This is a genomic window from Bradyrhizobium sp. CB1717 (genome assembly GCF_029714325.1).
Lineage (GTDB): Bacteria > Pseudomonadota > Alphaproteobacteria > Rhizobiales > Xanthobacteraceae > Bradyrhizobium.
The window spans coordinates 4,499,699-4,519,408 of the sequence record NZ_CP121666.1; the positions used below are offsets into that span (position 1 = coordinate 4,499,699).

Below are 19,710 nucleotides of genomic sequence, written 5' to 3' on the forward strand. Positions count from 1 at the left end.
CGCGACTGGTTGACCGCTGGTTGCCTCGAATTTGCGGTAAGTTTTCACTAACCAGCGTGTTCCGCCACAGCTGTTACGGGCCCGTTTCGAAACGGGGCGGGGCTGTTCTGGAATGCGACAGATTGGGCGGACGGAGGGTGAACAGGACCTTGCGAAGGTCAACAGACGGTTGCGAAAAGTCCTTCTGGCACAGGCTTAATCCGCAATTCACTGTCTTAAATTCATGATCTCTTTATTCTCTTATTTAAGCCGATCTTCAAACGAGCCCCTTAAGTTGCACCTATCAGACGGGACACAAGTTTCGTCGAATAAGTGTCGATAAAAACGACAACAGGGGAAGTGTCATGATGAAAGCCGTCGCAACTGCGGCAGATACCGCAGAGCGCGTCTCCGGCCAGCAGGGTTCGGTGCAGTCGCTCTATCTGGAAGCTTTGACTCTGGTGGAGCGGCTGCATCGCCGGCTCCTCGACGTCATCAAGGACGAGTTCGATCGTCGCGGTCGCGCCGACATCAACTCGGTACAGGCACTGCTGCTCTACAACATCGGCGACAAGGAGCTGACTGCCGGCGAGCTGCGCACCCGCGGCTACTATCTCGGCTCCAACGTCTCCTACAATCTGAAGAAGCTCGTCGAGCTCGGCTTCCTCGACCATCAGCGCTCGCGCGTTGATCGCCGCTCGGTGCGCATCCGCCTGACCCCGCAGGGCCAGGAAGTCCGCCGCATCGTCGACGCGCTCTACCAGAAGCACGTCAAGACGGTCGAGCAGGTCGGTGGCATCTCGGGCGAGGAGTTCTCCACGCTCAACAAGTCGCTGCACCGTCTCGAGCGGTTCTGGACCGACCAGATCCTGTACCGCCTCTGAGTTCCAAGGGATCAAGGCCAAGCCGGCTCGACAACAAGACCGGCAAGCCTCCCGAACGTGCCTAACTTCCCCAAGCGCGCCGGCCCGGAGTTGCCCCCGGACCGGTGCGTTTTGACGTTTTGCAGTTGCGAAAAAATGCCCGCGCGCACGGAACCAGGTCGCCGCATCGCAGTTAGTCCTCTGGATCGGAGGATACCATGCCGGGCGGGCGCGGGTTGCAGGCTATGAACGTCGAACTCGTGAGCGATGCATACGCCATCGCCGCGAATTACCTCCGCCGCTCCGGCGCAATCCCCGACACGCTCGTCACCAACGAACGCCTGCTCGAGATCATCATCAAGCTGATCCAGCACGGTGAATTCAACAAGATCAGGCTCGCCAACAAGGCGATCGCCCGGTTCGAGACGCAGTCCGAGGCCCGCGCGGTTGCCTGATCAAAATTTCCGCAATTCGGAAGAACCAGAGGGTGCAATGGAAGCTGCCATCGACCGCATCATGCAGACCTATGACCTGCTCGCCAACCGTACGGCGGCGGCCAGCGAAGAGGCGCGCGAAAAGGTGACGAATTACCTTAATACCCTGGTGGAAGCAGGCGAGAGGGACCCGCACAGGTTGACGGTCTGCGGCCTGACCTATTTGCGCCAGCTCGACGGCAGCGTGGACCCCGTGAAGGCGGGATATACCGGCTTGTAAGAGGTCAACCGAGTGCTTTGGTCCGTGGGGCCCATAGCTCTTTAGGGGCCAAAACGGCCCCTTCCGGGAGAATTGGAGCGGGGACGGTTCCGGAGAACCGTCCTGCGCCCAAATCCCCGGTCCCCACCATATCTTGCATAAATCTCAGGCCCGACCCGCAAATGCTTGGCCGGGGGCGGGCGATGTGGTAGATCGCGCGTGCTTCCGATCGCCACACCAGACCCGCCCGTAGCCCGCCAAAAGGCTGCGGCGGTGGAGATATTCGCAAGATGACCCTCGCAAAGACCGCCTCCGCGCCCGATTCGTTTTTCACCGCCTCGCTCGAGCAGGCCGATCCGGAAATCGCAGCCGCCATCAAGGGCGAGCTCGGCCGGCAGCGCCATGAGGTCGAGCTGATCGCCTCCGAGAACATCGTCAGCCGAGCCGTGCTGGAAGCGCAGGGTTCGGTGATGACCAACAAGTATGCGGAGGGTTATCCGGGCGCGCGGTACTACGGCGGTTGTGAGTGGGTCGACGTCGCCGAGAACCTCGCGATCGATCGCGCCAAGAAGCTATTCGGCGCCAATTTCGCCAACGTGCAGCCGAACTCCGGCAGCCAGATGAACCAGGCGGTGTTCCTGGCGCTGCTGCAGCCCGGCGACACCTTCATGGGCCTCGACCTCGCGGCCGGCGGCCATCTCACCCACGGCTCGCCCGTCAACATGAGCGGCAAGTGGTTCAAGGCCGCGCACTACACCGTGCGCCGCGAGGACCAGATCATCGACATGGATGCGGTCCAGAAGCAGGCCGAAGAGGTCAAGCCGAAGTTGATCGTTGCCGGCGGCTCGGCCTATTCGCGCGCCTGGGACTTCAAGCGCTTCCGCGAGATCGCCGACAGCGTCGGCGCTTACCTGCTGGTGGATATGGCGCACTTCGCGGGCCTCGTTGCCGGCGGCGTGCACGCCTCGCCCGTGCCGTATGCGCATGTCACCACCACGACGACGCACAAATCGCTGCGCGGTCCGCGCGGCGGCCTGATGCTGTGGAATGACGAGACGCTGACCAAGAAGCTCAACTCGGCGATCTTCCCGGGACTGCAGGGCGGCCCGCTGATGCATGTGATCGCGGCGAAGGCGGTCGCCTTCGGCGAGGCGCTGCGTCCGGACTTCAAGGTCTATGCGAAGAACGTCGTCGAGAACGCCAAGGCGCTGGCCGAAGCGATGAAGAGCCACGGCTTCGACATCGTCTCCGGCGGCACCGACAACCATCTGATGCTGGTCGACCTCCGGCCGAAGGGCCTGAAGGGCAACGCCTCGGAAAAGGCGCTGGTTCGCGCCGCCATCACCTGCAACAAGAACGGCATTCCCTTCGATCCGGAGTCGCCGTTTGTCACCTCCGGTATTCGTCTGGGTACGCCGGCGGCCACCACCCGCGGCTTTGGCGTCGCCGAATTCCAGCAGGTTGGCGGCATGATCGCCGAAGTCCTCAACGCGATCGCTCAGTCCTCCGACGGCAAGGCGCCGCTGGTGGAAGCTGCGATCAAGGAACGGGTCAAGGCGCTCACCGACCGGTTCCCGATCTATCAGTAAGGCTGGGTTCAACGGATGCGCTGCCCGAACTGCAACAGTCTCGATACGCAGGTAAAGGACTCGCGTCCGACCGAGGACTCGTCCGTGATCCGCAGGCGGCGCGTGTGCGTCGCCTGCAATTTCCGCTTCACCACCTTCGAGCGCGTGCAGCTGCGCGAGCTCACTGTGATCAAGCGCAACGGCCGCCGCGTGCCGTTCGACCGCGACAAGCTGATGCGCTCGGTGCAGATCAGCTTACGCAAGCGGCAGGTCGAGCCGGAGCGGGTGGAGAAGATGGTCTCCACCATCGTGCGGGAGCTCGAGACCGGGGGCGAGGCCGAGATCTCCTCGGAGGTGATCGGTGAGACCGTGATGGAGCACCTGCGCACGCTCGACGACGTCGCCTACGTGCGCTTCGCCTCGGTCTACCGCAATTTCCGCGAGGCCAAGGATTTCGCCGACGTGCTCGGCGAGCTCTCCGGTGAGGAGGAAGCGCGGCTCGCCGCGATCCGCAAATGATCTTCCGCATCCTGGAGGATCAGTTCGCGCAGAAGGCCCGCGAGGCCAAGGACGCTGACCGCCGTTTCATGGAGCTTGCACTTTCGCTGGGTAAGCGCGGGCAGGGGCGCACCTGGCCCAATCCGGCCGTTGGCGCGGTCATTGTGAAAGACGGAGTGATCGTCGGCCGTGGCTGGACCCAGCCCGGCGGACGGCCGCATGGCGAGCCCGAAGCGCTGCGGCGCGCGGGCGAAGCGGCGCGGGGCGCCACGCTCTACGTCACGCTGGAGCCGTGCTCGCATTTCGGCAAGTCGCCGCCTTGCGCCGATGCGGTGATTGCAGCCGGCATCAAGCGCGTGGTGGCGGCTATCGAGGATCCCAATCCGGAAGTGGCGGGCCAGGGCCATGCGCGCTTGCGCGGCGCCGGTATCACGGTGGATGTCGGTCTTTGCGCCGCAGAGGCCGCGTTCGACCTCGCCGGCCATTTCCGCCGCATCCGGGACAAGCGCCCGCATGTGATCCTGAAGCTCGCGGTCTCGCCAGACGGCAAGATCGGTGCGGCCGGCGGCAAGCCGCTCGCGATCACGGGCGAGGCGGTGCGCAATCGCGTGCATCTCTTGCGCGCGCAGAGCGACGCCATCCTGGTCGGCATCGGCACCGTGCTGGCGGATGATCCGCAGCTCAACTGCCGCCTGCCGGGCATGGCGGCGCGCTCGCCGGTGCGCGTGGTGCTCGACCGGAGCCTGCGTATCCCCGCATCGAGCCAGCTCGTACGCTCGGCGCGCGAGACGCCACTCTGGGTGATCGGTTCTGAACTCGCTGAAGCCGCGGCCGCGACCCGCCTTGGTGCGGCCGGTGCGCAAATCATGCGCATGCCTCCAGGCAGTGCATCCGGGCTCGATCTTCCGGCCGTGCTGCATGCGCTGGCGGAGAAGGGCATCACGCGGCTGATGGTCGAGGGCGGCAGCCGGGTTGCGGCTTCGTTCGTCGCGGCCGATCTCGTCGACGAGATCTGGCTGTTCCGCGGGGCGGAAGCGGTCGGCGAGGGCGGCGTCGATGCGCTCGATGCATTGCCCCTGTCGAAAATCACGCAGTCGCGGGCCTACAAGGTTCATGCTAGCGAGACATTCGGTCACGATACTCTCACCATCTACGAGCGCGCCTAACATGTTCACCGGCATTGTCACCGATATCGGCGAGATCGTCAGCTTCACGCCGACGGCGCAGGGGCAGCTGCATCGGCTGCGCATCGCCTGCAGCTACGATCAGACCACCATTGCCGACGGCGCCTCGATCGCCAGCAACGGCGTGTGCCTGACCGTGGTTGCGTCCGGCGTCGCGGACGGCAAGGATTCTACTCAAAAGACCTGGTATGACGTCGATGCGGCGGCGGAGACGCTGGCGCTGACGACGGCCAAGCACTGGAAGCTGGGCACCAAGCTCAACCTCGAGCGTGCGCTCAAGATCGGCGACGAGCTCGGCGGCCATATCGTCGCCGGCCATGCCGACGGCATCGCCACCATCGTCAGCCGCGAGGACCTGCCTGATATGGCGCGGTTCGTGCTCTCGACCACGCGCGAGCTGGCGCGGTTCATTGCCACCAAGGGCTCGATCACGCTCGACGGCGTCTCGCTGACAGTGAATACGGTCGACGACGTGACCTTTTCGGTGCTGATCATCCCGCATACGCTTGATGTCACGACCATCGGCAGCTGGAAGGCGGGGACCGAGGTCAATATCGAGGTCGATCTGATGGCCCGCTATGCGGCGCGGCTGACGGAAATGAAGTGACGGCAGAGCCGTCTTTCCGGGGCGATGCGCTAGCATCGAACCCGGAATCTCGAGATTCTCAGGCGCGCAGGGGCGCGCCGGAGTTCGGCTCGTCGAGCCGCCCCGGAATGACAGTGTCTTTAGAACTTGGCTTACATGCTTCCGGCGACTACATAGCGCCGACCCCTTTCGAAACGGATTGAACGATGGCAGACGCGCGGCGCGCACCCCTGAAGGACCAGACCGACATTTCCGGCGCACGGGCGCTGATTGTCGAGGCCCGGTTCTATGACGATCTCCAGGACGCGCTTCTCGACGGCGCGGTGGCCGAGCTGAAGGCGGCCGGTCTGACGCACGACGTCATCACGGTTCCCGGCGCGCTGGAGATCCCGGCGGCGGTGGCCATCGCGGTCGATGCCGCGGCGGCGAACGGCAAGCCCTATGACGCGGTGATCGCGCTCGGCTGCGTGATCCGCGGCGACACCATCCATTTCGAGATCGTCTCGCAGGAATCCTCGCGCGCGCTGATGGACCTCGCCGTGGCGCGCAAGCTGCCGCTCGGCAACGGCATCCTCACCGTCAACAATGAGGACCAGGCCTGGGCGCGGGCGCGTGCCAGCGAGCTCAACAAGGGCGGCGATGCCGCGCGCGCGGCGCTTGCGATGCTGCGTATCAAACGCCGTCTGGCGCGGGCCTGAGCCATGGCTGAGATCAAGAAACCGGCGGGCGCTCCGGAGAAGAAGGCGAACCGGCGCGGCGCGGCTCGGCTCGCGGCCGTCCAGGCGTTGTACCAGATGGACATCGCGGGAGCCGGCATCAACGACATCTTCGCCGAGTTCGAGAGCCACTGGCTCGGCAACGAGGTCGAGGGCGACACCTATCTGCCGGCGGAAGCCGCCTTCTTCCGCGACGTCGTCTCCGGCGTCGTGCGCGACCAGAAGAAGCTCGATCCGCTGATCGACGAAGCGCTGTCGAAGGGCTGGCCGCTCAAGCGGATTGAGGCGATCCTGCGCGCAGTGCTGCGGGCAGGGGCCTACGAGTTGGAGCACCGCAGGGACGTGCCGGGCCGTGTCGTCATCTCCGAATATGTCGACGTCGCCAATGCCTTCGTCGACCGCGAGGAGACCGGCATGGTCAACGCCGTGCTCGACCAGATCGGCCGCCAGTTTCGCGGCGACGAGTTCGGGCGGGGGTAGACCTACATTCCGCTGTCATCACCCGCCTTGTGCGCAGTTGCGCACTGGGGCGGGTGATCCAGTACGCCGCGGCAGCGGTTATCGATATCGGGCGTCTCGGCGTACTGGATCGCCCGGTCAAGCCGGGCGATGACAGTGGAGTTTGGGGCTAGCGCCGATGACGAACACACCGGAAACTTCCGCCGAAGACTCCCTCATCGCGCGCTATTTCAAGCCGCTGGCGACCGATCCCGGTGCGTTCGGGCTGGTCGACGACGCGGCGGTCCTGTCCTCATCCGGCGACGACATCGTCGTCACCACCGATGCCGTGGTCGAGGGCGTGCATTATCTTGCCACCGACCCTCCCGACACGATCGCGCGCAAGGCGCTGCGGGTGAACTTGTCCGATCTCGCCGCCAAGGGCGCGGCGCCGGCCGGCTTCTTGTTGACGCTGGCGCTGCGCAGCAAGGAGGACTCCTGGCTCCGGCCGTTTGCGGACGCGCTGGGCGAGGACGCCAAGGCGTTCGGCTGCCCGCTGCTCGGCGGCGACACGGTGTCGACGCCGGGACCGCAGATGATCTCGATCACCGCCTTCGGCCGCGTGCCGAAGGGGCGGATGGTCGGCCGCACCGGCGCCATGGCCGGCGACCGCATCCTGGTGACGGGCACGATCGGCGATGCCGCGCTCGGTCTCGACGCGCTCACCGGCGGCGCGGTGGCCGGGGCGCTCGTGTCTGATCCCGCTGCACGGGATTTGCTGGCGTCGCGCTATCGCGTGCCGCAGCCGCGCAACGCGCTGGCGGAGGCCGTGCGCGACCATGCGTCGGCCGCGATGGACGTCTCCGATGGCCTTGCCGGCGATCTGACGAAACTCTGTGCAGCGTCCGGCGTCTCGGCCACGGTCGACGTGGCGAGCGTGCCGCTCTCGGCTCCTGCGGCGAGGCTGATTGCCCGTAACGTCGTTGGCGTCGAGACGTTGCTTGCCGGAGGCGACGATTACGAGGTGCTGTGCACTGTTCCACCGGCGCAAAGCGATGCGTTGATCGCAGCCGGTCGGGCGGCGGGCCTTCCCGTTGCGGCGATCGGCACGATCGTCGCGGGCCACGACCGGCCACGCTTCCTGGACGGGCAGGGGCGAGAACTGACCTTGAAGCGGCTGTCCTACAGTCACTTCTAGGAATTGCTCCAAACCGGCGGCCAGTTTCTCAAGGTTCGTCTAAATACCTGCCGAGATCGGTCTTTTCGGCCTCATCCGGCGTTGCACCCTCAATTTGATTTTGGCAAGCTTGTGACCGACTGGAGCCGCCCCTTCGGGAAAGGGGCGGCTTTGTTCAAAATCAAGGCGCCGCACCGCACGACGGACAACAAAAGGCGCCGGGGGTACATCAAGGATCTGAGGCAAAAATCACATGACAGCATTATGGTTGATAGTGCTCTGCGGAGTGCTTTCCGTCGTCTACGCGATTTGGGCGACGTCTTCGGTGTTGGGCGCGGATGCGGGGTCGCCGCGCATGCAGGAAATTGCAGGAGCCGTGCGCGAAGGCGCGCAGGCCTATCTCCGGCGCCAGTACACCACGATCGGTATCGTCGGCATCGTCATCTTCGTGCTGCTCGTCTACTTCCTCGGTCTTTATGTCGCGATTGGTTTTGCCATCGGCGCCGTCCTGTCAGGGGCGGCCGGCTTCATCGGCATGAACGTCTCGGTTCGCGCCAATGTGCGTACCGCCCAGGCCGCGACGACGTCGCTGGCCGGCGGCCTCGAGCTCGCCTTCAAGGCGGGCGCGATCACCGGCATGCTGGTGGCCGGTCTCGCGCTGCTCGGTGTGACCCTCTATTTCGGCTTCCTGGTTCACTCGCTGAAGCTCGCGCCCGACAGCCGCACCGTGGTCGACGCCATGGTGGCACTCGGCTTCGGCGCCTCGCTGATCTCGATCTTCGCCCGTCTCGGCGGCGGCATCTTCACCAAGGGTGCGGACGTCGGCGGCGACCTCGTCGGCAAGGTCGAGGCCGGCATTCCCGAGGACGATCCGCGCAACCCCGCGACCATTGCCGATAACGTCGGCGACAATGTGGGCGACTGCGCCGGCATGGCCGCCGACCTGTTCGAGACCTACGCGGTGACCGCGGTCGCCACCATGGTGCTCGCCGCGATCTTCTTCGCCAAGACGCCGATCCTCGCCAACATGATGACGCTTCCGCTCGCCATCGGCGGCATCTGCATCATCACCTCGATCATCGGCACTTTCTTCGTCAAGCTCGGGCCGAGCCAGTCGATCATGGGGGCGCTCTACAAGGGCCTGATCGCAACCGGCATCCTGTCGCTGATCGGCATCGGCGGCGTGATCTACACCCTGATCGGCTTCGGCAAGCTCGACGGCGTCGACTACACCGGCATGGCGCTGTTCGAATGCGGCGTGGTCGGCCTCGTCGTCACCGCGCTGATCATCTGGATCACCGAATACTACACCGGCACGGACTATCGTCCGGTGAAGTCGATCGCCCAGGCCTCGGTGACCGGTCACGGCACCAACGTGATCCAGGGCCTTGCCGTCTCGATGGAAGCGACCGCGCTGCCTGCGATCGTCATTATCGCCGGCATCCTCGTCACCTACAGTCTGGCAGGCCTGTTCGGCATTGCGATCGCGACCGCCACCATGCTGGCGCTGGCCGGCATGGTCGTCGCACTCGACGCCTTCGGCCCCGTCACCGACAATGCCGGCGGCATTGCCGAAATGGCGGGCCTGCCGAAGGAGGTGCGCAAGTCGACCGACGCGCTCGACGCGGTCGGCAACACCACCAAGGCGGTGACCAAGGGCTACGCGATCGGCTCCGCCGGTCTCGGCGCCCTCGTGCTGTTTGCGGCCTACAACCAGGACCTCAAGTTCTTCGTTGCGGACAGCGCACATCACACCTACTTCGCCGGCGTCAATCCGGACTTCTCGCTCAACAACCCCTACGTCGTGGTGGGCCTGCTGTTCGGCGGCCTGCTGCCGTACCTTTTCGGCGCGATGGGCATGACCGCGGTGGGCCGTGCGGCCGGCGCGATCGTGGAGGAGGTCCGCCGTCAGTTCCGCGAGAAGCCGGGCATCATGCAGGGCACCGACAAGCCGGACTACGGCAAGGCCGTGGACCTGCTCACCAGGGCCGCGATCAAGGAGATGATCATCCCCTCGCTGCTCCCGGTGCTGTCGCCGATCGTCGTGTACTTCCTGATCTACGCGATCGCGGGTGGTGGCGCGGCCGGTAAGTCGGCCGCGTTCTCTGCCGTCGGCGCGATGCTGCTCGGCGTGATCGTGACGGGCCTGTTCGTCGCGATCTCCATGACCTCGGGCGGCGGCGCCTGGGACAACGCCAAGAAGTACATCGAGGACGGTCACTTCGGCGGCAAGGGCAGCGATGCCCACAAGTCCGCTGTCACCGGCGACACCGTCGGCGATCCCTACAAGGACACGGCGGGACCTGCGGTGAACCCGATGATCAAGATCACCAACATCGTGGCCTTGCTGCTGCTGGCGATCCTGGCGCACTGAGCTGAAGCGATCGCATAAGACAAAACCCCGCGGCTCGCGCCGCGGGGTTTTTGTCTGATGGATTGTAAGATCTCACCTCGTCATTGCGAGGAGCTCTTGCGACGAAGCAATCCAGTGTCTTTCCGTGGAGGCAGTCTGGATTGCTTCGCTGCGCTCGCAATGACGAAGGAGGCAGCAGCTCTCGCGCAAACGCCTACTGCACATCCATCTGCAAGCCTTCCTTCTGGATGATGCCGGCGAACTTCTTCGTCTCGGCGTCCACGAAGTCGGCGAACTGCTGCGGGGTGCCGTAATCGGCGCGGGCGCCCATGGCGGCGATCTGCTTCTTGATGTCGTCGCGCTCCAGCATCGCCTTCACCTGAAGATTGAGCGCGTTGAGCACCTCGGGTGAGACCCCCTTCGGCAGGAACACCGAGAACCAGGACGATATGTCGAAGTTCGCCAGCTCGGGCGCGCTCTCGCGCATGGTCGGCAGGTTGGGCGCAAGGTCGCTGCGCTCGGTCGTGGTGACGCAGAGACCGTTGAGCGTGCCGTTCTGCACCTGCGGCAGGCTCGGATAGAGATTGTCGAACAGGATCTGGATGTCGCCGGCGAGCGCCGCCTGGAGCGCGGGGCCCGCGCCGCGGAACGGGATGTGGGTCATCTTCAGCCCGGTGAGCTGGAGGAACCAGGCGCCGGTCAGGTGAGGGCTCTGACCGACACCGGAGGAGGCGTAGCTGAGCTTGTCCGGATTGGCCTTCAGGTACGCGATCAGCTCGGCGACCGACTTGATGCTGGTCTTCGGATGCGCCGATACGATGTTCGGGATCCGGATCATGTTGGAGACCGGCTGGAGCTGGTCCGGCTTGTAGGTCAGGTTCTTGAAGATGCTGTAGGCGATCGCGTTCGGGCCAGGGTTGCCGATCAGGATGGTGTGACCATCGGGCTTGGCGCGGACCACCTCGGCCGTGCCGATCGTGCCGCCGCCGCCGGAGCGGTTTTCCACGACGGCCGACTGGCCCCAGGCGGTTTGCAGATGAGCGGCCAGCAGCCGGCCCATGACATCTGTCGAGCCGCCGGCCGCAGCCGGTACCACGAGGCGGACGTTCTCGGTCGGCTTCCAGTCCGCCAGGCTCGATCGCGGCAGGATCGCTGCGGCCGACAGGCCGGCAGCGCCGGCAAGCACGCGACGGCGGGTCAACAAAGTGTTCTGAAGTTTCTCGGACACGAATCCACTCCCAGCTTCTTGTTTTGCTGGGAGCGTAGGGAACCCGTTGCGCAACGGCAAGTCGCAACCGGCGGCACGACGCCGCAGGCTGAAGGCTCAGTTAAAGCTGAGCAGCTTGAACAGCGGCGCGAGGTAGCTCATCTCCTGGCCCGATGTCGGCGTGGTGCGGCTGATGAAGTCGAAGATCTTGCCGTCCTGGAGGCCGTAATTCGCCAGCCGGCGCACGCGCCGGTTCTTGTCGAAATAGATCGCGATCACGCGCTGATCGACCACCTTCTGGTTCATGAAGGCGACCATCCGCTCCGAGCGCTGCGAGATGTAGTAGAACACCTCACCGTCGAGCGTCGCGACGGTGGAAGGCGTGCCCATGACAATCAGCACCTGGTCCTGGCTGGCGCCGATCGGAATCTGCTCCAGCGCGCCGGGCGGCAGGATGTAGCCCTTCTGGAATTGCTCGCCGGTGCAGCCAGCAAGCGCCACGCCGACCAAGGCCGCCGCGGCCGCCAGGCGCAGGCCGCGCCAACGTGCATGAAGGCCGCGCCGCTTGTCCGCGCGCAGGCTGGTCTCGTTCGTTATCGTCATAGCGGAACTGATTCCGTCCCCTTGCGTCGCGCGAGGCGCTGAAGTACCGGGCGGGGGCTCTGAATGCAACACGCGCGCGCCCGCTTGCGGAAACCACAATGCTTTGGCCGTTCAATCACTTCAGGAAACCCCGGCTAACCCCGCCGGGCACCATTGAAGCCATCTATGGCATGATCGTGACGCAGGCGCGAGAACCCATATTTTACCGCGACTTGGGCGTGCCGGATACGGTTAACGGGCGTTTCGACCTGTTGCTGCTGCATCTGTGGCTGCTCTTGCGCCGCCTGCGCACGGTCCAGCGCGCCACGGAGCTGTCTCAGGCGCTGTTCGACCGCTTCTGCGAGGACATGGATGACAATCTGCGCGAGATGGGGGTCGGCGACCAGACCGTGCCGAAGCGGATGCGGGCCTTCGGGGAGGCATTCTACGGCCGCGTCCAGGCGTACGACCAGGCCATGGAGGGCGACGGCGAGGCGCTGGCGGCGGCGATCTGCAAGAATATCTTGAATGGGACCGGCATGGACCAGGCCCGGCAGCTCGCGGCCTATGCCAGGGCCACCGAGGCCGATCTCGGCCGGACCGACGAGGCCGCACTGCTTGGTGCGTCCTTCAAATTTCCCCCGGCGTTCAGGGAGGATGTCACGCCATGAGCCGACCCAACACCACATCCTCGCCCGATCCCTGGCGAGCGCCCGTCATCGTCGCGCAGATCCCCGACACCGGCCTGCATCGCGAGCTCGAGGCATCGGCGGCCGAGCGGCAGGCCATGGCGGAGCTCGCAGGCCTCCGGGAGGTCCTGTCCGCTCACGCCAGCTTCGAGGTCGTGCCGAAGAGCGGCGGCCGGATCCAGGTCACGGGGCAGGTCCGCGCCCGGATCGGCCAGACCTGCGTGGTCACGCTCGATCCGATCGAGAGCGAGATCGAGGAGGAGGTGGACCTGGTGTTTGCCCCCGAGGCCGAGGCGCGGCGCCTCGCCGACCTGATCGAGGAGGGGCAGGACGATGAGGAGCCGCCGGAGGTCGTCGATCCGCCGGAGGCCATTCTCAATGGGGTCATCGACCTCGGCCGGCTCGCCACCGATGCCCTGTTCCTGGCGATCGATCCTTACCCGCGCAAGGAGGGGGCCGTGTTCGAGGCGGAGGTGGTCGCCCCTGACCCGGAGGACCATCCCTTCGCGGCGCTGAAGGCGCTTCAGGATAACAAAAAGAACCAGTAGAGGCCGATTCCCCGTAAGACCGCTGGCTACGGCACAGGAGGCGTCTGCGGCAGTGGTTTGAGAGTCAGATTTATCTATCTGATTTCTATACGTTTCCGGCCAACTTGCCGGTCCGGTGGCCGGATCGCCCTGAATGCAAAAGGCTGGGGGCAAGAGGTTGTTTCGGGATAACAAAACGCTATTGTCGCGCCCCGGTCCGGGTGCGGCGTGGCGCTTGGCCGGTCGCCATGTCATGGCGAACCCATTTGCGGCCCCGCTTGTTCAAGACCGCACCAGACCAGGTTTCCAGGACGTTCATGCCTAGCAAGGTTCGTATCGCGCTTGACGCCATGGGGGGCGACGACGGCGCCGCCGTGGTCATTCCGGGCGCGGCCATCTCGCTTGGCAGGCATCGCGACACCGAGTTCCTGCTGGTCGGTGACCAGGCCAAGATCGAGCTCGAGCTCGAGAAGCATCCCCAGCTCAGGGCCGCCTCGAAGATCGTCCATACCGACGTCGCCGTCAGCATGCACGACAAGCCGAGCCAGGCGCTGCGCCGCGGCCGCAGGACCTCCTCGATGTGGCTTGCCATCGACGCGGTGAAGAAGGGCGAGGCCGATGTTGCGGTCTCCGCCGGCAATACCGGCGCGCTGATGGCGATGTCGCGCTTCCATTTGCGCACGCTGCCCGGCATCGACCGCCCGGCCATCTCCGCGATCTGGCCAACCAAGCGCGGCCAGTCGGTCGTGCTCGATCTCGGCGCCACCCTCGGCGGCGATGCGCACCATCTGGTGTCGCTGGCCGTGATGGGTGCGGCGATGGCGAGCGTGCTGTTCAACAAGAAACGGCCCACGGTTGGCCTCCTCAATATCGGGGCCGAGGAGATCAAGGGGCACGAGGAGATTCGCGAGGCCAGCGAGATCCTGCGTGCGCGGAACCTGCCGGAGCTCGACTATATCGGCTTCGTCGAGGGCGACGGCATTGGCAAGGGGCTGGCCGACGTGATCGTGACCGAGGGCTTCAGCGGCAACATTGCGCTCAAAACCGCCGAGGGAACCGCCCGGCAGATGGCGGAACTCCTTCGCAACGAATTGCAGCGGAGCTGGTTGTCCAAGCTGGGCTATCTCTTCGCCCGCAATGCGTTCCAGGCCCTGCGCGACAAGATGGACCCCAACAAGTCCAATGGCGGCGTATTCCTGGGTTTGAAAGGCGTCGTGGTCAAGAGCCATGGCGGAATCAACGCCGAAGGCTTTGCCTACGCGATCGATGTTGGCTATGACATGGTCAAATTCGATCTCCTGAACAAGATCAATCAGATGCTCAACCGCGAGGGTGGTGCACTCAGTTCCGTGCAGCCTGCGCCGGAGGATGTTTCGTGACGAAAATTCGTTCGGTCGTGCTCGGCTGCGGCTCCTACCTGCCGGAGCAGGTGGTGACCAACGCCCAATTGGCGGCGCGTATCGACACCTCCGACGAGTGGATCGTCCAGCGCACCGGTATTCGCGAGCGGCACATTGCGGCCGAGGGCGAGTTCACCTCGCATCTCGCCATCAAGGCCGCGCAGGCCGCGCTCATCGATGCCGGCGTGGACGCGCAGTCGATCGAGCTGATCGTGCTGGCGACCTCGACGCCTGACAACACGTTCCCGGCAACCGCCGTCGCCGTGCAGCACGGCCTAGGTATCAACCATGGCGCCGCCTTCGACCTTCAGGCGGTGTGCTCGGGCTTCGTGTTCGCGCTCGCGACCGCCGACAATTTCCTGCGCACCGGCGCCTACAAGCGCGCGCTGGTGATCGGCGCCGAGACCTTCTCGCGCATCCTCGACTGGAACGACCGCGGCACCTGCGTGCTGTTCGGCGACGGCGCCGGCGCTGTCGTGCTGGAGGCGCAGGAGCAGCCGGGCAATGCCGCGACCGATCGCGGCATCGTCACCACTCATTTGCGCTCCGATGGCCGCCACAAGGCAAAGCTGTTCGTCGACGGCGGACCGTCCTCGACCCAGACGGTCGGGCACTTGCGCATGGAAGGCCGCGAGGTCTTCAAGCATGCGGTCGGCATGATCACCGACGTGATCGTCGATGCCTTCCAGGCGACCGGGCTCAATGCCGACAGCATCAACTGGTTCGTGCCGCACCAGGCCAACAAGCGAATCATCGACGCCTCCGCGCACAAGCTGCATATCGCGCCGGAGAAGGTGGTGCTGACGGTGGACCGTCACGGCAACACCTCGGCCGCCTCGATCCCGCTGGCGCTGGCGGTGGCGCGCAAGGACGGCCGCATCAAGAAGGGCGACCTGGTCCTGCTGGAAGCGATGGGCGGCGGTTTCACCTGGGGTTCGGCGCTGGTGCGCTGGTAGCGCCACAGTCGATAAAATTTTGCCGGAATCAGCCGCGATTATCGATGCGTCTGCATTGATGAGCGCTGTTGACCGCCGTATCGTAACCTCATAATTTCAGACAACAATTGTTCGCCGTGATGTGGGGCAGGGCGATGACCGATCAAAGTAAAACCGTAACGCGTGTCGATCTCTGCGAAGCCGTCTACCAGAAGGTGGGCCTGTCGCGGACGGAGTCGTCCGCGTTCGTGGAACTCGTGCTGAAGGAGATCACCGACTGCCTGGAGAAGGGCGAGACGGTGAAGCTGTCCTCGTTCGGTTCCTTCATGGTGCGCAAGAAGGGCCAGCGTATCGGCCGTAATCCGAAGACCGGCACCGAGGTGCCGATCTCGCCGCGCCGCGTCATGGTGTTCAAGCCGTCGGCGATCCTGAAGCAGCGGATCAACGCGCAGCACCGCACCAACGGCGACGGCAGCAAGGTTCAACCCGAGGCGTAACCGCCTTTCGGAAAGGATGGGCATTTGGACAAGGCGCCGGATGCGTTCCGAACCATCAGCGAAGTAGCGCAGGAACTCGACATTCCGCAGCACGTGCTGCGGTTCTGGGAGACCCGCTTCTCCCAGATCAAGCCGATGAAGCGCAGCGGCGGCCGCCGCTATTACCGCCCCGACGACGTCGACCTGCTCAAGGGCATCCGCCGGCTGCTCTACGGGGAGGGATATACGATCCGCGGGGTCCAGCGGATCCTCAAGGAGCACGGCGTCAAATCGGTGCAGGGCCTCGCCGATGGCGCGGCCGCGGTCTCGTTCGGAGCCATCGAGGACGCCATCGGCGCGAGCCTGATGGAGCCCGACGACGAGGGCCCCATCAAGGGCATCGCCGACGCCGACGATGACGACTACCAGGGCGATGAGGAGGAAGGCATCGACTTCCGCTTCACGGAGGTCGACGACGAGGAGATCCTCACCACCTTCCGCAAGGGCGGCACGGGCACAGCCCCCGCCGGCCCCAGCGCGCTGGACCGGGAGCGGCTCGGGCGGGTGCTCGCCGACCTCGTCGCCTGCCGGGAGATGCTGGATCAGGCGCTGAAGGACGGGTAGGGGCCGTTCGGGCGGCTTTGCGGGCAGTTCCGGCGGCTTTGGGCTCCGAACCCATTCAGGCAACGCACCAAAATGGTGTGACATCGCCTTGCGCAAAGCACCGATCCTAGCTAATGGAACGACGTTCGGAGCGTGGCGCAGCCCGGTTAGCGCACTAGTCTGGGAGACTAGGGGTCGGAGGTTCAAATCCTCTCGCTCCGACCATTTTTCTCAAAGCATCTGTCGGGTGGATGGACCGCGGCGTGGAGTCTGCTCCCGGCCGTGACGATAGCGACTCGCGTGGCCGCTCGGTGGTTCGGCAAACCAAAATGCCGAAAACAACCCCATGCACAGTAGCGGCCGCATTGGCGGGATGACGTTTTTCCGAAATGAGTTTGACGCGTCGGGCAAAACGGGGGTATGATGTCATCGTGCCGGGGTTGTGGAATGGAGACGTATCTAGCACAGTGCTTCAGAGCATTGCGTAGCAGCGCCTGAGCGCGGCCCCCGGATCGGGGCGGGGCGCACTATTGTCTGAGAGACTAGGGGCCGTGGTTCAAATCCTCTCGCTCCGACCAATACTTAGCCCGATTTGAGCATTCGGATTTCGCCAGATGAACTGCAGAAACTCTTGGGTGTGCATAGCCAAGGCGATACGCGGCCTTTGGATCGCGTGAACTTTGCGTTCGAGCTATCACTGGTTGAACAAGGTGATTCCTCGCGAAGGTGCGCAGTGGGCCGCTTCAAGAATTTTCTTAGAGGCCGCTCGTCGGAAGGGAACGACGTGGATAGTCCGAAGGAGCAAGATCGTCCGCGCGTGACCTTTGAATTCATCACGTTTTCCGATGGGCGCAGGATTGACTTGTCCGACGACGAAATTGTCGTTTTCGTCGGACCAAATAATGCTGGAAAAAGCGCAACCCTGCGAGAACTCGAGCGAGCGTTGGCTCGGCCACAGGACCGCTCGGTGATACTTCGGGAGCACAAGCTCAAGTGGAGCGGAAGCCCTTCTTTGTTTCTGGCTTGGCTGGAGAAGTATTCTGTAGTCGAAGATAATCCGCGCCGTTATCGGGGATTAAACTATAACATCATGCACGGCTGGGTTGGTCTGTTTGGCACTGACGGACAGCCCGGCCAAGGCGACCTTGCCGGTTTTTTCGCGTCGAGGGTGGGGACTGACTCGAGACTAACGGGCTCAAACGCAGCCGGTGCTATTCAACTGCACTATCAGCCGGCCGACCATCCGATTCATCTACTTCTTGCCGATGAAGCCGAAGCGCAAAGAATAAGCAGTTACTTTAAGCGCGCATTCGGTCAGGAATTGATCACGTTTCGCGCGGGCGGCTCGAAGTTTCCGCTCCTCGTGGGGCACAAACCCCAACTTCGACCGAATTCGGATGAGCTTAGTAAGCGTTTCGTAGATGATTTGAAATTGCATTCCTCTCCACTTGAAGACCAAGGTGACGGAATGCGTTCGTTTGCCACTGTGCTGCTTCACGTCTTAGTCGCCGAAAATTACTCCGTGCAATTTTTAGACGAGCCTGAGGCATTCCTTCATCCACCACAAGCTCGATTGCTCGGAGAATACATCACGCGGGAAAGGCGTTCAAAAGCACAGTTGTTCGTCGCGACGCATAGCCCTGATGTGCTGGAAGGCATTCTCGGTGCCGGCTCCTCCAAGGTGAGGATCATTCGCATGCAACGAGACGGCGAAGTAAATCATATCACAGAACTGAGCAAATCGCGGACAGCCGCGATTGCGAGCAGTCCACTCACTCGATATTCGGGAGTGCTTTCGGGGATATTTCACCAACGCGTTATCATCGCTGAATCGGAAAGTGACTGCCTGTTCTATAATGCGGTTCTCAATACGAGGACGGTGATCGGTTCTGACAGCCCGGATGTCCTTTTTATCCATTCGGGCGGAAAAGATCGGATGAAGGATCTGGCAGGTCTACTTCGTGAGCTTGATGTTCCGGTCTCCGTAATCGCGGACATTGATATTCTCAGCGACGGAGAAAAATTCCAGCGTCTTTTCGAGAGTCTAGGCGGTGATTGGATTGAAGTTCAGAGTGACTGGGTTTCGCTTAACAAAGTTATCTTGCAGGCTAGGCCGCCGCTTAGTGCTGACCAAGTTCGCTCGCGGATTGAGGTAGCGTTAGATGGCGTCAGCGGGAGTCAACCATTTCCGAGAGACGTTGAGCGTAACATCAAAGGGGTGCTCAAAGAGCTGTCGCCTTGGCAGCAAATAAAGAGGCTCGGCAAAATTGGAATCGATCGCGGCGAACCCCTCCATAAATTCGATCGCATTTGGCAGAAGTGTAGTGAGCGGGGCCTTTGGATTGTTCATGTTGGAGAGTTGGAAGGTTTTTGTCGATCAATTGAAGCCGGTCATGGGCCTGACTTCACCGAAAAGGTGCTCTTACAACGAGACATTGAGAATGACCCCGAGTTGGAAGAAGCTCGCCAATTCATGCGAAAGTTGTGGCTTCAAAAGTAGATAGCAGAAAGACCCGTCCACCTACCTCAAATACCCCACCACCATCCGCGTCGTCTCGTCCACCAGCACCTTCACCGTCTGCTCCGTCAGCATCTCGGCGTGGTTCAGCACCGTGTTGTGCGCGACCGCTTCGATCGCGCTGACGCAGATGAAGGTCGCGACATCAACGTCTACCTTGCGCATCTCCTTGCGGCGGCTCTCGAGATAGGTGCGCACGAGGGTGTGGACCTCGCGGTTGAAGGCTTCGACCTCGGCGAGCTGGCCGGTGCGGGGGATCTGCTCGGCGAGCACCCGATGCAGTTTCGGGTTGATGTGGTGGGCTTCGATCGCGACGGTAACGAGTTTTCGCACGGCCTTGTCGATCGGCAGGTCGGCGACTTCGATCAGCGCCATGCGGACGATGCCCATGATCTCCTCGTTGTGACGATCGATCACGGCAGCGACGAGGGCCTCCTTGGTCGGGAAGTATTGATAGAGCGAGCCGACGCTGACGCCGGCGATCTCGGCGATGCGGTTGGTGCTGGCTTTCTCAAAGCCTTCCTTGACCAGAATGCGAGCAGTCGCCTCGACCAGCGCGTCGACGGTGGCGCGGGATCGCTCCTGCGAGGCATTTTTCCGGGGTTTTGTGGGCGATTTGCGGGCCACGGCCTTGTGATCTGAATGCGAGTAGGAAAAGCGAGCGAATGCTCGCATTATATCGGCCAGCGGCGGCGGGTCGGCAAGCCTCTTTGTCGCC

General features: G+C 63.6%; 21 protein-coding genes and 1 tRNA gene. 19 read left to right on the forward strand and 3 right to left on the reverse strand.

Going from position 1 to position 19,710, the window contains the following annotated elements:
* The first annotated feature begins 344 nt into the window (after positions 1 to 344).
* The 11 genes from QA649_RS21435 (at position 345) to QA649_RS21485 (ending at position 10,076) form a co-directional block, all read left to right on the forward strand.
* Positions 345 to 863: a MarR family winged helix-turn-helix transcriptional regulator gene (locus QA649_RS21435; protein WP_018320040.1), complete on the forward strand. Its 519-nt coding sequence runs from the start codon at positions 345 to 347 to the stop codon at positions 861 to 863.
* A 197-nt stretch (positions 864 to 1,060) separates the two neighbouring features.
* Positions 1,061 to 1,297 (forward strand): hypothetical protein, encoded by a 237-nt coding sequence (locus tag QA649_RS21440; protein ID WP_283025896.1) that lies wholly within the window; start codon positions 1,061 to 1,063, stop codon positions 1,295 to 1,297.
* Between the two features lie 37 nt (positions 1,298 to 1,334).
* Positions 1,335 to 1,556, forward strand: coding sequence for a hypothetical protein (locus QA649_RS21445; RefSeq protein WP_283025897.1), 222 nt, complete (start codon positions 1,335 to 1,337; stop codon positions 1,554 to 1,556).
* A 269-nt stretch (positions 1,557 to 1,825) separates the two neighbouring features.
* The gene (gene glyA, locus QA649_RS21450) at positions 1,826 to 3,124 is read left to right on the forward strand and encodes a serine hydroxymethyltransferase (protein WP_283025898.1); all 1,299 of its coding nucleotides are present in this window, start codon (positions 1,826 to 1,828) and stop codon (positions 3,122 to 3,124) included.
* Between the two features lie 15 nt (positions 3,125 to 3,139).
* Positions 3,140 to 3,622: a transcriptional regulator NrdR gene (gene nrdR, locus QA649_RS21455; RefSeq protein WP_011087793.1), complete on the forward strand. Its 483-nt coding sequence runs from the start codon at positions 3,140 to 3,142 to the stop codon at positions 3,620 to 3,622.
* Entirely contained in the window at positions 3,619 to 4,767 is a 1,149-nt protein-coding gene (gene ribD / locus QA649_RS21460) for a bifunctional diaminohydroxyphosphoribosylaminopyrimidine deaminase/5-amino-6-(5-phosphoribosylamino)uracil reductase RibD (RefSeq protein ID WP_283025899.1), read from the forward strand. Before nrdR ends, ribD begins: the two co-directional genes overlap by 4 nt.
* Position 4,768: 1 nt before the next feature.
* Positions 4,769 to 5,392 carry a riboflavin synthase gene (locus QA649_RS21465; RefSeq protein ID WP_283025900.1) on the forward strand — a complete coding sequence of 208 codons (624 nt, stop codon included), beginning with the start codon at positions 4,769 to 4,771 and terminating at the stop codon, positions 5,390 to 5,392.
* 185 nt (positions 5,393 to 5,577) lie between these two features.
* A complete protein-coding gene (ribH, locus tag QA649_RS21470) occupies positions 5,578 to 6,069 on the forward strand; it encodes a 6,7-dimethyl-8-ribityllumazine synthase (RefSeq protein WP_018644625.1) in 492 nt (163 codons plus the stop codon).
* Between the two features lie 3 nt (positions 6,070 to 6,072).
* A complete protein-coding gene (nusB, locus tag QA649_RS21475) occupies positions 6,073 to 6,567 on the forward strand; it encodes a transcription antitermination factor NusB (protein WP_018644626.1) in 495 nt (164 codons plus the stop codon).
* A 157-nt stretch (positions 6,568 to 6,724) separates the two neighbouring features.
* Positions 6,725 to 7,723 (forward strand): thiamine-phosphate kinase, encoded by a 999-nt coding sequence (gene thiL, locus QA649_RS21480; protein WP_283025901.1) that lies wholly within the window; start codon positions 6,725 to 6,727, stop codon positions 7,721 to 7,723.
* A 232-nt stretch (positions 7,724 to 7,955) separates the two neighbouring features.
* A complete protein-coding gene (locus QA649_RS21485; RefSeq protein WP_283025902.1) occupies positions 7,956 to 10,076 on the forward strand; it encodes a sodium-translocating pyrophosphatase in 2,121 nt (706 codons plus the stop codon).
* A gap of 193 nt (positions 10,077 to 10,269) precedes the next feature.
* On the opposite strand, the gene QA649_RS21490 is transcribed toward QA649_RS21485, so the two are convergent.
* Positions 10,270 to 11,283: a tripartite tricarboxylate transporter substrate binding protein gene (locus QA649_RS21490; RefSeq protein WP_283025903.1), complete on the reverse strand. Its 1,014-nt coding sequence runs from the start codon at positions 11,281 to 11,283 to the stop codon at positions 10,270 to 10,272.
* Positions 11,284 to 11,379: 96 nt separating this feature from the next.
* Positions 11,380 to 11,865 (reverse strand): outer membrane protein assembly factor BamE, encoded by a 486-nt coding sequence (gene bamE / locus QA649_RS21495; protein WP_283025904.1) that lies wholly within the window; start codon positions 11,863 to 11,865, stop codon positions 11,380 to 11,382.
* 98 nt (positions 11,866 to 11,963) lie between these two features.
* On the opposite strand from bamE, the gene QA649_RS21500 reads away from it, so the two are divergent.
* The 8 genes from QA649_RS21500 to QA649_RS21535 all read left to right on the forward strand — a co-directional run bounded on the left by QA649_RS21500 (position 11,964) and on the right by QA649_RS21535 (position 18,974).
* Complete coding sequence (locus QA649_RS21500; RefSeq protein ID WP_283025905.1) at positions 11,964 to 12,515, forward strand: ubiquinol-cytochrome C chaperone family protein; 552 nt, start codon at positions 11,964 to 11,966, stop codon at positions 12,513 to 12,515.
* A complete protein-coding gene (locus tag QA649_RS21505) occupies positions 12,512 to 13,081 on the forward strand; it encodes a DUF177 domain-containing protein (protein WP_283025906.1) in 570 nt (189 codons plus the stop codon). Before QA649_RS21500 ends, QA649_RS21505 begins: the two co-directional genes overlap by 4 nt.
* 296 nt (positions 13,082 to 13,377) lie before the next feature.
* Positions 13,378 to 14,439 (forward strand): phosphate acyltransferase PlsX, encoded by a 1,062-nt coding sequence (gene plsX / locus QA649_RS21510; RefSeq protein WP_283025907.1) that lies wholly within the window; start codon positions 13,378 to 13,380, stop codon positions 14,437 to 14,439.
* Positions 14,436 to 15,416, forward strand: a complete 981-nt coding sequence (locus QA649_RS21515; protein WP_283025908.1) for a beta-ketoacyl-ACP synthase III — start codon at positions 14,436 to 14,438, stop codon at positions 15,414 to 15,416. The genes plsX and QA649_RS21515 overlap by 4 nt, the downstream gene beginning before the upstream one ends.
* A 134-nt stretch (positions 15,417 to 15,550) precedes the next feature.
* Positions 15,551 to 15,892 (forward strand): integration host factor subunit alpha, encoded by a 342-nt coding sequence (locus QA649_RS21520; protein ID WP_026311906.1) that lies wholly within the window; start codon positions 15,551 to 15,553, stop codon positions 15,890 to 15,892.
* 24 nt (positions 15,893 to 15,916) lie between these two features.
* Positions 15,917 to 16,495, forward strand: a complete 579-nt coding sequence (locus QA649_RS21525; RefSeq protein WP_283025909.1) for a MerR family transcriptional regulator — start codon at positions 15,917 to 15,919, stop codon at positions 16,493 to 16,495.
* Between the two features lie 126 nt (positions 16,496 to 16,621).
* A tRNA-Pro gene (locus tag QA649_RS21530) sits at positions 16,622 to 16,699 on the forward strand.
* A gap of 508 nt (positions 16,700 to 17,207) precedes the next feature.
* Positions 17,208 to 18,974, forward strand: coding sequence for an AAA family ATPase (locus QA649_RS21535; protein ID WP_283025910.1), 1,767 nt, complete (start codon positions 17,208 to 17,210; stop codon positions 18,972 to 18,974).
* A gap of 21 nt (positions 18,975 to 18,995) precedes the next feature.
* On the opposite strand, the gene QA649_RS21540 is transcribed toward QA649_RS21535, so the two are convergent.
* Positions 18,996 to 19,619 (reverse strand): TetR/AcrR family transcriptional regulator, encoded by a 624-nt coding sequence (locus tag QA649_RS21540; RefSeq protein ID WP_283025911.1) that lies wholly within the window; start codon positions 19,617 to 19,619, stop codon positions 18,996 to 18,998.
* Positions 19,620 to 19,710: the final 91 nt, after the last annotated feature.

Bases quoted from the DNA above. Each gene is read 5' to 3' on its own strand.
- glyA (WP_283025898.1), top strand. From the start codon at position 1,826: ATGACCCTCGCAAAGACCGCCTCCGCGCCCGATTCGTTTTTCACCGCC.
- ribH (WP_018644625.1), top strand. From the start codon at position 5,578: ATGGCAGACGCGCGGCGCGCACCCCTGAAGGACCAGACCGACATTTCC.
- QA649_RS21445 (WP_283025897.1), top strand. From the start codon at position 1,335: ATGGAAGCTGCCATCGACCGCATCATGCAGACCTATGACCTGCTCGCC.
- QA649_RS21520 (WP_026311906.1), top strand. From the start codon at position 15,551: ATGACCGATCAAAGTAAAACCGTAACGCGTGTCGATCTCTGCGAAGCC.
- QA649_RS21435 (WP_018320040.1), top strand. From the start codon at position 345: ATGATGAAAGCCGTCGCAACTGCGGCAGATACCGCAGAGCGCGTCTCC.
- QA649_RS21505 (WP_283025906.1), top strand. From the start codon at position 12,512: ATGAGCCGACCCAACACCACATCCTCGCCCGATCCCTGGCGAGCGCCC.
- ribD (WP_283025899.1), top strand. From the start codon at position 3,619: ATGATCTTCCGCATCCTGGAGGATCAGTTCGCGCAGAAGGCCCGCGAG.
- nusB (WP_018644626.1), top strand. From the start codon at position 6,073: ATGGCTGAGATCAAGAAACCGGCGGGCGCTCCGGAGAAGAAGGCGAAC.
- QA649_RS21440 (WP_283025896.1), top strand. From the start codon at position 1,061: ATGCCGGGCGGGCGCGGGTTGCAGGCTATGAACGTCGAACTCGTGAGC.
- QA649_RS21465 (WP_283025900.1), top strand. From the start codon at position 4,769: ATGTTCACCGGCATTGTCACCGATATCGGCGAGATCGTCAGCTTCACG.
- plsX (WP_283025907.1), top strand. From the start codon at position 13,378: ATGCCTAGCAAGGTTCGTATCGCGCTTGACGCCATGGGGGGCGACGAC.
- thiL (WP_283025901.1), top strand. From the start codon at position 6,725: ATGACGAACACACCGGAAACTTCCGCCGAAGACTCCCTCATCGCGCGC.
- QA649_RS21485 (WP_283025902.1), top strand. From the start codon at position 7,956: ATGACAGCATTATGGTTGATAGTGCTCTGCGGAGTGCTTTCCGTCGTC.
- nrdR (WP_011087793.1), top strand. From the start codon at position 3,140: ATGCGCTGCCCGAACTGCAACAGTCTCGATACGCAGGTAAAGGACTCG.
- bamE (WP_283025904.1), bottom strand. From the start codon at position 11,865: ATGACGATAACGAACGAGACCAGCCTGCGCGCGGACAAGCGGCGCGGC.
- QA649_RS21500 (WP_283025905.1), top strand. From the start codon at position 11,964: ATGCTTTGGCCGTTCAATCACTTCAGGAAACCCCGGCTAACCCCGCCG.